Raw genomic sequence first — 11,613 nt, 5'->3', positions numbered from 1 at the left:
CGGACGGCACCGCGTCCCCGAGGAGCCGTCCCGCGCCGTTTGGGCCGATGTCGGACCTAGGACCTAATCTGTGCACCGTGACTTCGCCTGCACCGACGGACCGTGTTCCGCCCCAGCTCAGCGCGGGGCCGCGCCCGGCACCGGGCCCGGCCGCCGACGAGGGGCTGGCGCGGCGGCTGCGCGCGCTCGCCTGCACCGCGCCGCTGCACGACCTGGACGCCCGCAAGGCCAACCTGGCCGGCGAGTACTCGGTGTACGGCATGGCCGAGGTGGCCCTGGCCGCCATCGACCTGGTCACGCTCAACATGGACTTCGACACGGGCGCCGACCACGAGCAGATCGTGGCCCGGCTCATCCCGCGCATCGCCGCCCAGGCCCCGCACCGGCCCGTCGCCGAACACGAGCGGGTGGCCCGCTGGGTCCTGGAGAACCTGATCAACGTCGGCAGCGTGGACCGCGGCTTCCGCGCCGTCTACGGCACGTTCGCGCCGGACGGCACGTACGTCCGCCGCGACTACGACTTCAAGCTGATCGAGGAGGTCCCCGGCCCCGGCGGCACGGTCTACCTGCGCACCACCGACGAGGCGGTCAACGTCCTGGTCGGCGCCCTGGACACCGATGTCACCAGCGCGCAGATCGCCGCCGAGGTCAAGCTCGAGGTGCTGATCAACCGCGGCCGCCTCGCCGACGCCCAGCTCGCCGCCGAACAGGCCCGCTACCGGACCGTGCAGTACTCCGAGACCCTGCGCCGCGCCCTGGACGCCACCCGCCGCAACGTCCGCGCGGTCGACTGGCTCGGCGCCGTGCCCGACATGATCGCCGAGGCGCTGGAGCACGTGGCGGAGCGGTACCGCCACGAGAACGCGATCCTCACCAACATCCGCAAGGCCCGCGACGAGACCGAGGACCCGGAGCACAAGCGCCGCGCCGCCGAACTCGTCGACATCGTCAAGGACTGCATCCGGCGCCACACCCAGCTCCAGTCGCGGCTGCTGGAGGCGGGCCCGCTCTTCCGCGCCGAGCAGGACCGGCAGGCCTTCGCCGCACCGGCCGCCACCTCGGGCATCGACCTGTACGGCCACCTGGTCGCGCCGGTGCTGCCGCTGCCCCTGGAACAGGCGATCCGGGTCACGGACGCGTTCTTCGCGCACGGCACGGGACTGCGCACCCCGGTGTCGGTACGCGTGGCCGACCTCGTCGACATCCTGCTGACGCCCCCGGTGGAGCGCGAGCACCTGGGCGCCGAGATGCCCGAGCCCGACCTGATCGCCACGCCGGACGACAGCCGGTTCAGCGAGGAGCAACTGGCCGCCGCCATGGAGCTGCTGGACCTGCCCGCCGACGCACCGCGCAGACTGTCCGGACTGCTGGCGCAGGCGCGCCGCCAGGACCCCGAGCTGCCCTACCTCGTCGCCCTGCTGGCCGTGCACGCGGCCAGCCCGCCGGTCGGCACCGCCTACCGCCAGGGGGAGCAGAAGCTGCTGTTCGCCGTGGACGACGGGACGGAACTGGACGATCCCGAGTTCGGCGGGGCCGACCTGATCGTCGGCACGGCCCTGCTGGACGCGGCCGGAATGGCGGCCGACCGGACGGAAGCAGCATGAGCGAGCACGAACCCCCCAAGGAGCCCCAGCCGTGAGCGAGCACGTCGAGTGGAGTGACACCCCGGCCCCGGCGCCGCCGGCGTCCGCCGCCGTCACCCCCGCCGACGCCGCCGACGCGGCGCGGCTCGTCGCCTTCGGACTGCAGCCCAAGCTGCAGCCGGCCCGTGACCAGGAGTACACCGAGCTGCTGCGGCGCTACCGCGACGACCCGGCGTTCGCGCGGCTCGCGGACGCCGTCGCCACCGGCCTCGGACTCGTCGTCCTGGAGGTGTCCCCGCGCGCGGGGATGGCCGTGACGGCCGCCGAGGACTCGGTGTTCGCCGTCCGCATGGGCGACTACGCGCGTCGAACGGCCGCCGACTCCGGCGACCGGTTCCTGCACGGGCTGGCCCATCTCGCCGTGGCCGCCCTGGCGTTCCCGCGCCCCGAGGACCTGGCCGACGACTCCTACATCGGCCGGGTCACCGTCAACGGCGTCGACGCCTTCGTCCGGCAGGCCTGCCGCCGGCTGGAGGAACGCGCCGAGGAGCAGGGCGAGAACACCGACCCGGCCACCGACGCGCCCGGGCTGGAGGCCGCCTGGCGGATCTGGGCCAGACGCAGCGCGACCGGCGCCACCAAGGACGCCCGCCGCCCGGCCGCCTCCACCACCGGCATCGTCGCCAAGGCCCTGGGCTTCCTCACCGACTCCGGTTTCCTCCAGCGCACCGGGGACGACCACGGCGGCACCTACCGCACCACCGCGCGCTACCAGCTCCAGGTGCGCGACATGGCCGGGGGCGCCGCGATGGCCGAACTGCTCGAGCTGGGCGTCGTCCCGGTCACCGACGGCACGCCGACGCTGCTGGCCGCCGAGGACACCGACGACCTGGACCTCGTGGCCGACGCCGGGCTGCCCTTCCACGCGCCCTCGCACCCCTGACGACCGCCCCGATCCACCGCCCCGACCTGCAAGAAGACTGACGAGAGTCCGCCATGTACGAGCTGTCCCGGGTCCGCCTCTACTCCATCGGGCCCGCCGGTGCGCGCTATGCCGACACCGTGCTTGACCTGCGGGGCGTGGGCGAGCCCGTGCCCGACCCCGCGCCCGCGCAGGCGGAGTTCTTCGAGGAGGAGCCGGTCGGGCCGCCGCGCCGTCCCGCGCCCGCGGGCGTGCTGTTCCTGGAGAACGGCGGCGGCAAGTCCGTGCTGCTCAAGCTGATCTTCTCGGTCATGCTGCCGGGCCACCGCAACACCCTCGGCGGCGCCAGCTCCGGAGTGCTGCGCAAGTTCCTGCTCGCCGACGACTGCGGGCACGTGGCCCTGGAGTGGCAGCACGTCCAGACCGGCGAGTGCGTGGTCGTCGGAAAGGTCAGCGAGTGGCGCGGGCGGCAGGTCTCCAACGACCCGCGCAAGTTCGCCGAGGCCTGGTACTCCTTCCGGCCCGGACCCGGCCTGAGCCTGGACAGCCTGCCCGTCGCCGAGTCCACCGCCGTACGGCCCCCCGTCGAGGGCAGCTCCGGCGCGCAGGGGCGGCGGCGCACCATGAAGGGCTTCCGCGACGCCCTCACGGAGGCCGGAAAGGCCTACCCGCACCTGGAGGTGCACTGGGAGGAGATCCACGACCGCTGGATCGAGCACCTCGGCGATCTCGGCCTCGACCCCGAACTCTTCCGCTACCAGCGGGAGATGAACGCCGACGAGGGCGAGGCCGCCGGTCTCTTCGCGGTCAAGAAGGACTCCGACTTCACCGACCTGCTGCTGCGCGCCGTCACCGACACCCGCGACACCGACGGCCTCGCCGACCTCGTCAGCGGCTTCGGCAACAAGCTGGGCCGGCGCGCCGAGCTGATGGCCGAACGCGACTTCACCGCCGGTTCCGTCGACCTGCTCGGAAAGATCGTCGAGGCGGCCGAGTCGCGCTCCCGCGCGCGTGACGTCCACGCCGGCGCCGAGCGCCGCACCCGCACCCTCGCGCGGCGGCTGTCCGCACGCGCCGTGCGGGAGCGGGTCCGGGCCGCCGACCTCGCCCAGCGGGTCACGGCCGCCGCCTACGCCGTCACGCACTCCGAGGGCGCCCGCGAGCGCAGCGCCCTGATCGCCGCCGAACTCGCCTACCGGCACGCCTCCCTGGCGCTCGCCGCCGCCGAGAAGACCGCCGCCGCGCAGAAACGCGAACTGGCCGACGCGCGCACCCTGCACTCCGCGTGGCAGGCCGCCGAGGCCGTGCTGCGCCACCGCGCCGCCGCCGACCGCGTCGCGCGCGTTTCCGCCGCCATCCAGGAGGCCGAGCGCGACGCCGCCCCCGCCCTCGCCGCCCGCGCCAAGGCCGCCGTGGACCTCGTACGGGCCCTGCACGCGGCGGCCGAGAACGCCGAGAACCTCGCCAACGAGGAGGAGGAGCGCTCCGCGGCCCTCCAGGAGGCCGGCGAGTCCGCCCACCGGGACGCCACGGCAGCCGCCACGGAGGCCCAGCGCGCCCGCAGCGAGGCCGGGCACCTGCGCCAGCGGCTCACCGAGGTCGAGCAGGAGACGGCCGAGGCGGTCCGCGCGGGCTGGCTCGACGACAGCGCACCGGACGCCGACCCGGCCCGCGCCGCGCTCGCCGCGAGCGACGCCGAGAAGAGCGCGGTCGCCGCCTGGGACACCGCCCGCGAGGCCGCCCGCACGGCGACCGAGCACGCGCGCGAGGCCGCCTCCGCCGAGTCCCGCGCCGAACTGACCGCGGCCCGCGCGGCGGACGCGGCGGCCGCCGCGGAGCGGTCCTACGAGGCGGAGCGGCGGCTCGCCGAGGCGCTCGCCGGCGAGGAGCGGCTCGCCGAACTGCTGAGCCTGCCCGGCGCGCCCGCGGCCGGACACGCGGCGGTGCCGGCTCCCCGGTCGGCGGCCGACGGCGCGAGCCGCGGCCGGCCGGACGACGGAGCCGAAGGGCCCACCGGACCGGGCGCGGACCGCACCCCGCGCCCGCCCGCCGAGGGCCCCCTGACCGCCGAGGGGCTGGACCGCTTCGCCGACGAGCTGCGCGGCCTCCTCGACGAGGCCGTGGCGACGGCCGAACGGCACCTCTTCGAGCTGCGCACCGCCGCGGCCGACGACGCCCGCATCCTCGGCGCCCTCGGCGACGGCGGACTGCTGCCGCCCGGGCCCGACGTGCTGGCCACCGTCGAGTTCCTCGGCGAGCACGGCATCCCCGCGCTTCCCGGCTGGCGCTACCTCGCACAGGCCGTCGACCCCGCCGACCACGCCCGTGTGCTCGCCGCACGTCCGGAACTGGTCGACGGCGTGATCATCACCGACCCGGACACGCACGCACGTGCCCGCGAGGCGCTCACCGACGCCGCCCTGCTGCCGCGCTCCGCCGTCGCCGTCGGCACGGCCGCCGCCCTGCTCGCCCCGACGCCGGCACCCGGCGCCACGCCCGGCGACGTCTTCCTCGTGCCGCCGAACCCGGCCATGCACGACGAGCACGCCGCCGACGAGGAGCGGCAGGCGCTGCGCGCGCGGGCCACCGACCGCGACGACGAGATCCGCGCCCTCGCCGCCCGCCTCGGCAAGGACCGCGAACTGGCCGCACGGCTCGCCTCCTGGCGCACCGGCTGCCCGGCCGGACGGCTCACCGAACTCGCCGAGACCGCCCTGGAGGCCCGCGCGTTCGCCGAGGAGGCCGAGGCCGAGCTGGCCGAGGCCCGCTCCGTTCGGGCCGAAGCCGACGAGGCCGCCGCCGAGACCACGCAGGTGCGCGACGAGCGCCAGGAGGCCGCGCAGAAGGCCCGCCGCGCCGCCGACGCCCTCGCCGGACTCGCCTACCGGCTGCGCGAACGAGCCGGCTGGCAGGCCAGACTCCGCGAACTCGCCGACGAGGCCACCGAGTCCGAGGCCCGCGCCCAGACCTGCCTGGAGCGCGCCCGAGCCGCGGACGAGGACCGCCGCGCGGCCCAGCGCGCCGCCGACGACGCCCGCCGCACCGCGCGGGCCCTGCGCGCCGAACGCGCCGAGATCGCCGGCGCCCCCGACGACGTACCGGCGGCAGAGGCGGACGCCCCGAAGGCGTCCCTGCCCGCCCTCCGCGAGGCCTACCGGGCCGCCTCCCAGGTGTACGAGAAGGTCGGCGTCGGCGCCGACCTGCGAGCCGAGCAGGCCCGCGCGGAAAGCGACGAGAGCGCGGCCCGCGCCGAACTCGACCGGCTCAGCAACAAGGTCCGCACACGCGCCGCGCAGCTGCTCCAGTCGCCGGAGGGCTCCGACGGCCCGTCCCGGCAGGCGGCCGCAGCGCGCGCGGAGGAGCTGGTGCAACTCCTGGAGACCCGCGTGTCGACGGCGAGCGAACAGCTCGGCCGGCTGCGCGGCGAGGCCGAGCGGCACGCCCCCGAGGACGGCGAGGCGCACACCGAACTGCCCGGGGAACTCCTGCCGCGCGACGCCGAGCACGCGCAGGCCCTGCTGCGCACCGCCACGGCCGAACTCGCCGCCCGCACCGAGGCGCTGGCCGAGGCCGGGCAGACGCATGCCGGACTCCTGGAGGCCCACCGGTCGGCCGAGGACGCGGCCGGCGGCTTCGACGAGATCGCCGCCATGCTCCGCGACCTGCTGCGCGAGCACACCCCCGAGGAGGAGCGGGAGGAGCCGGAGCCGTACCCCGGGGGCCTGGAGGAGGCCCGGCACGCCGCCGCCGAGGCCCGCCGCTCGCTGCGCGGCTGCGCCGCCGACCTGTCCGCCGCCGAGGCGGCCGTGCGCGAGGCGAGCGACGTGCTCGTCCGGCACGCCAACTCCACGCGCTACGAACAGGTCCGCACCCCCGCCCGGCAGCAGATCCGCGAACTGCCCGCCTCCGCCCTGCCCGACCACGCGCAGAAGTGGGCGGACGCCTTCGCACCCCGCCTGCGCGTCCTCACCGACGAACTGGCCCAGCTGGAGCGCAACCGCGACTCGATCGTGGACCGGCTCCGCGGACTGGTCGAATCCGCCCTCGCCACCCTGCGCTCCGCCCAGCGGCTCTCCCGCCTGCCGGAAGGCCTCGGCGAGTGGTCCGGGCAGGAGTTCCTGCGCATCCGCTTCGAGGAGCCCGACCAGGCCACGCTCACCGAACGGCTCGGCGAGGTCATCGACGAGGCCACGCGCGCGGCGGTGCGGAAGAACTCCGACCTGCGGCGCGACGGCATGTCCCTGCTGCTGCGGGGTGTCGCCGCGGCACTGCAGCCGAAGGGCGTGGCCGTCGAGATCCTCAAGCCGGACGCCGTCCTGCGCGCCGAGCGCGTGCCCGTCGGGCAGATGGGCGACGTGTTCTCCGGCGGTCAGCTGCTCACCGCGGCCATCGCCCTGTACTGCACGATGGCCGCGCTGCGGAGCAACGACCGGGGCCGGGACAAGCACCGGCACGCCGGCACGCTGTTCCTGGACAACCCCATCGGCCGCGCCAACGCCACCTATCTGCTGGAACTCCAGCGGGCCGTGTCCGACGCGCTCGGGGTGCAGCTGCTGTACACCACCGGCCTGTTCGACACCACGGCACTCGCGGAGTTTCCGCTGGTCATCCGCCTGCGCAACGACGCCGACCTCAGGGCGGGCCTGAAGTACATCAGTGTGGAGGAACACCTGCGGCCCGGTCTGCCGCAGCAGCCCCGGGCCGGGGAGGCGGTGCGCAGCGAGATCACGGCGACCCGCATGTTCAAGAGGCCGGCGTAGCCCTCGGCGGCCCGGCTTCTCCTCAGAAGCCGGCGCGCAGCACCGACGTCCCGGTGAGGGTGCGGTCCGTGCACCGCGGCAACGGCCGCGCCGGCAGACCCTCGCGCCGCATCGGCGGCAGGTACGTGAGCGCGAGCGTCAGGGGTGCGACAGCTGCCCGGTGCCACCCCGCCGGCGTATCCGCTTCTGCTCCCGCAGAGCGGTCCGCTCCTCGCGGCGGCTGAGACGGCGCTCGCGGCGCAGCGCGCGGGCCGTGCTGCTCGGTTCGGAGACCACCCCGTACCGCTGGTTCCAGGCCTGGCGGGTCACCCACACGTCGACCACCGCCCAGGTGGCCACCACCGTACTGACCACGCTGCTGATCACCATCGGGAACGCCAGCCAGGACCCGGCCATCGTGCACAGGAACGCCACCGTGGCCTGGATCAGTGTCACCGAGATGATCAGTACCGCCCGCACCGCCGCCGTCCGCACCGGATCGGGCATCCGGCGGCGCTTCGCCGGCTCCTCGACCCACAACTGACGGTAGGGCTCCCGCTGTCCGCCGACGGCATCCCCCTCACGCCCACGCGCCGGTATGCCGCCTTCCGGCACCTCGCGCTCCCACCGTGCCGCCGAGCGCTCCGCAACGCTCTGCCCGGGCGCCCCGCGCCGCTCCGCCGTGCCCATCATCGTGTCACTCCCCACCGCCTGCAGACCGCTTGCCTCGGTGTCCGAAAACCCCGACTCCCCAGTGGCTGCCCGGCTTGCGCTGTTTTACGCCGCCGGGGTGCGGACTGCGGCTCCTGTGGCCGATTCCGCCCCCATCTCCCACAGAGAAGGACGAACAACGACCTGCGAAGATTCCCCACTTGTGAAAAGTTTCGGCCAACCAGCGGCTCGTACCGCCTCGATCGATCTCGCACAGGCCCATGCGTGCTGGGTGCAATCTCCCGGAATACCCGGACAACTCGCCCCCTCTCGACGCCAGGTCGGAAGTTCGCCTTCCGGATGTGTCTTCGAGATCTCCGCAGCGCGGTAGTAGGCTCGCGCCGTTTGCTGACGGACATGTGTACTCCCGGTCGACGGGGGCGAGCTGGGGGAGGCCATGCGCTTTCGCGGGAAGTCCATCCGCCGGAAGATCGTGGCGCTGCTCCTTGTGCCGCTGCTGTCTCTGACCGCCGTCTGGGGCTTCGCCACGGTGCTCACGGGGCGCGACGTCGCCCGGCTCTTCCGGGTGTCCGACGTCGCGCAGAACCTCGCGTATCCCACCGAGGACACCGTCCGCGTCCTGCAGCAGGAACGCCGCCAGACACTCGTCTACCTCGCCGACCCCCGGGCTGCCGACGCCCTCGCGGCACTGCACCGCACCCGCGCCGCCACCGACCGGGCCGTCGCCAGGATCCGCGAGAACGCCGGGGACCGTGACCTCCTCGACGACCTGGACACGGAGGACGGGGAGCGGCTCACCACCGTCCTGGACGGGTTCGACGACCTCGACTCGCTGCGCCGCGGCGTCGAGGAGCGCACCGTCAACCGCGCCCAGGCCCTCGGCGTCTACAGCAGGGTCGTCGACGCCTGCTACTCCCTGCTGGCCATCCTCGACGGCATCGACGACGTCGAGATGGACAAGCAGGCCCGGGCCCTGGTCGACGTCACCCGCGCCCGCGAGATGCTCTCCCGCGAGGACGCCCTCCTCGGCTCCTCGCTCGTGGTCGGCAGGCTCTCCCAGGAGGAGACCCGCCAGATCTCCGATCTCACCGCTCAGCGCACCCTGCTCTACGACATCAGCCTTCCGCTGCTGCCCACCGCGGAACGCGAACGGTACGAGCGCTTCTGGGCGGACGCCACCACCGCCCCGCTGCGCACGGCGGAACGTTCCGTCATCAGAACCGGTGGCGGCACACCGCGCGGTGTCACCGCCAAGAGCTGGGACTCGGCCGCCGCGAGCGTCCTCGACGGACTCGGCACCCTCGACGACCAGGCCGGCGACCGCTTCCAGGACCGCATGCGGCCCGCGGCGGTCCAGGTGATCGCGCAGGCGGCCGTCGCGGGCGTCCTCGGCCTGATCGCCCTCCTGGTCTCCCTCGTCCTGTCCGTGCGCGTCGGCCGCAGCCTCATTCGCGACCTGCGGCAACTTCGCCTGGACGCGCACGAGGCGTCCGGCGTGCGGCTGCCCAGCGTCATGCGCCGCCTCTCCGCCGGCGAACAGGTGGACATCGAGACCGAGGTACCCCGGCTGGAGTACGACAAGAACGAGATCGGCGAGGTCGGCCAGGCCCTCAACACCCTGCAGCGCGCAGCCGTGGAGGCCGCGGTCAAGCAGGCCGAACTGCGAGCCGGCGTCTCCGAGGTCTTCGTCAACCTCGCCCGCCGCAGCCAGGTCCTCCTGCACAAGCAGCTGACCCTGCTCGACGCCATGGAGCGCAGGACCGAGGACACCGACGAACTCGCCGACCTCTTCCGCCTGGACCACCTCACCACCCGTATGCGCCGGCACGCCGAAGGCCTGGTGATCCTCTCCGGCGCCGCGCCCTCGCGGCAGTGGCGCCGCCCGGTGCAGCTGATGGACGTCGTCCGTGCCGCCGTCGCCGAGGTCGAGGACTACGAACGCGTCGAGGTCCGGCGCCTGCCGCGGGTCGCCGTCACCGGCCCGGCCGTCGCCGACCTCACCCATCTGGTGGCCGAACTCCTCGAGAACGCGACCGTGTTCTCCCCGCCGCACACCGCCGTCCAGGTCCTCGGTGAGCGGGTCGCGAACGGCTTCACCCTGGAGATCCACGACCGGGGCCTCGGCATGACGGCCGAGGCGCTGCTGGACGCCAACCTCCGCCTCGCCGAGACGCCCGAGTTCGAGCTGTCGGACACGGACCGGCTCGGCCTGTTCGTGGTCAGCCGCCTCGCCCAGCGCCAGAACGTCCGGGTCTCCCTGCAGCCGTCCCCCTACGGCGGCACCACCGCCGTCGTCTTCATCCCCGAGGCGCTGCTGACCGACGACGTCCCGGACACCAACGGCACCGGCTTCCGCCTCGACCGGGACCGGTCGAGGCAGGCGGAGCGCGCGGCGGGCCTCGGCCCCGCCCGGTCGCACGCGCAGGCGCAACTGCCCGGCCTGCCGACCTCCCTGCTGGACGGCCCGGTCGAGCTGGAGGCCCCCGTCGACCTGGACGCCATCGACGCCTTCCCGGGCGCCCTGCCGGACGAGGAGAGCGAGCGCGACGGCCTGTTCCGTTCCCGCCGCCCCCGCGGCGACGGCCAGGCGGCCCCCCTGCCGGGTGAGCCCCATCAGCCGGGCTCCCCGCGCACCGGTGCCGACCGGACCGGCGAGCGCCCCGGCCCCGTGCCGCTGCCCCGCAGGCAGACACCGAAGCTGGTCAGCTCGCACGGCAGGCCCGTCACCGAGGAGCGCACCCGGCGCGGCGACCCGGCGGAGCAGCCCCAGGCCGGCCCGCGCCGCTCCGGCTCCGGGGAGCCGGCCCCCCTGCCCGCCCGCCGCCGCGGCGACGCCGCCCGGCGGACCGCCGGACGCACCGGCCCTCCGGACGAGCGCACCGCCGCACCGGCGGGCGGCCCGGGGGAGACTCCCGAAGGGCCTGCGCTGCCGATGCGGATCCGGCGCTCCGAGACGCCGCCCGGTGACGGCCGCAGCGACGGCACCCCGCCCGCCGGCGCGGCCGCCCCGGAACCCGCGCCCGGCGCCGGAGCCCTGCCCCGGCGGGTACGGCAGGCCAACCTGGCCCCACAGCTCAGGCAGGAACTCGACCGGCGTCCCGAAAACACGGCGCGATCCGCCGACCGCGACGCCGACGAGGTCCGCAGCCGGATGGCCTCGCTCCAGCGCGGCTGGCAGCGCGGCCGTGAGGAGAACGCCGCGGGTGATGACGCCCGCGACGGCACAGCACGAGGAACGACTAAGGGGGACGGTCGATGACCGCACCGAAGGCGACCGGCCACACGGAAGCGAACAAGAGGGAGCTGAACTGGCTCCTGGACGATCTCGTGGCCCGGGTCGCCAGCATCCGCAAGGCCGTCGTACTGTCCAGCGACGGCCTTCCCACCGGGGTGTCCCAGGACCTGACCCGGGAGGACAGCGAGCACCTGGCCGCGGTCGCGTCCGGCTTCCACAGCCTGGCCAAGGGCGTGGGCCGTCACTTCGAGGCGGGCAGCGTCCGGCAGACGGTGGTGGAGCTCGACGACGCCTTCCTGTTCGTCACCGCCGCCGGGGACGGCAGCTGCCTCGCCGTCCTCTCCGACGCCGACTCCGACGTCGGCCAGGTCGCCTACGAGATGACGCTCCTGGTCAAGCGGGTCGGTGTGCATCTGGGCGCCGCTCCGCGCACCGACCTGCCCGCAGGCGGGTAGTGGGATG

The 11,613-nt window shown here is 74.9% G+C and carries 6 protein-coding genes; 5 read left to right on the top strand and 1 reads right to left on the bottom strand.

Features of this window, described 5'->3' with window-relative positions; genetic code table 11:
- Positions 1-77: 77 nt before the first annotated feature.
- The 3 genes from AQJ66_RS36360 to AQJ66_RS36350 are packed head-to-tail and all read left to right on the top strand — an operon-like array spanning position 78 to position 7,265.
- Positions 78-1,604 carry a hypothetical protein gene (locus AQJ66_RS36360; protein WP_061931173.1) on the top strand — a complete coding sequence of 509 codons (1,527 nt, stop codon included), beginning with the start codon at positions 78-80 and terminating at the stop codon, positions 1,602-1,604.
- 31 nt (positions 1,605-1,635) lie between these two features.
- On the top strand, positions 1,636-2,526 hold the full coding sequence (locus AQJ66_RS36355) for a hypothetical protein (RefSeq protein ID WP_061931170.1): 891 nt from the start codon (positions 1,636-1,638) through the stop codon (positions 2,524-2,526).
- A 53-nt stretch (positions 2,527-2,579) separates the two neighbouring features.
- Positions 2,580-7,265: a hypothetical protein gene (locus tag AQJ66_RS36350; RefSeq protein ID WP_061931166.1), complete on the top strand. Its 4,686-nt coding sequence runs from the start codon at positions 2,580-2,582 to the stop codon at positions 7,263-7,265.
- Positions 7,266-7,403: 138 nt separating this feature from the next.
- Here the strand turns inward: AQJ66_RS36350 and AQJ66_RS38105 are convergent, their stop codons facing one another.
- The gene (locus tag AQJ66_RS38105; RefSeq protein WP_079060624.1) at positions 7,404-7,934 is read right to left on the bottom strand and encodes a hypothetical protein; all 531 of its coding nucleotides are present in this window, start codon (positions 7,932-7,934) and stop codon (positions 7,404-7,406) included.
- A 418-nt stretch (positions 7,935-8,352) separates the two neighbouring features.
- Here AQJ66_RS38105 and AQJ66_RS36340 point away from each other — a divergent pair, with 418 nt between their 5' ends.
- The gene (locus tag AQJ66_RS36340) at positions 8,353-11,175 is read left to right on the top strand and encodes a nitrate- and nitrite sensing domain-containing protein (protein WP_061931161.1); all 2,823 of its coding nucleotides are present in this window, start codon (positions 8,353-8,355) and stop codon (positions 11,173-11,175) included.
- Positions 11,172-11,606: a roadblock/LC7 domain-containing protein gene (locus AQJ66_RS36335; RefSeq protein WP_061931158.1), complete on the top strand. Its 435-nt coding sequence runs from the start codon at positions 11,172-11,174 to the stop codon at positions 11,604-11,606. Before AQJ66_RS36340 ends, AQJ66_RS36335 begins: the two co-directional genes overlap by 4 nt.
- Positions 11,607-11,613 lie beyond the last annotated feature (7 nt).

It is taken from the genome of Streptomyces bungoensis (genome assembly GCF_001514215.1).
Lineage (GTDB): Bacteria > Actinomycetota > Actinomycetes > Streptomycetales > Streptomycetaceae > Streptomyces > Streptomyces bungoensis.
This window is presented reverse-complemented; position numbering and strand designations above follow the sequence as displayed.

Excerpts from the sequence above, each read along its gene's own strand:
- AQJ66_RS36350 (WP_061931166.1), top strand. The coding sequence starts at position 2,580 with ATGTACGAGCTGTCCCGGGTCCGCCTCTACTCCATCGGGCCCGCCGGT.
- AQJ66_RS38105 (WP_079060624.1), bottom strand. The coding sequence starts at position 7,934 with ATGGGCACGGCGGAGCGGCGCGGGGCGCCCGGGCAGAGCGTTGCGGAG.
- AQJ66_RS36340 (WP_061931161.1), top strand. The coding sequence starts at position 8,353 with ATGCGCTTTCGCGGGAAGTCCATCCGCCGGAAGATCGTGGCGCTGCTC.
- AQJ66_RS36335 (WP_061931158.1), top strand. The coding sequence starts at position 11,172 with ATGACCGCACCGAAGGCGACCGGCCACACGGAAGCGAACAAGAGGGAG.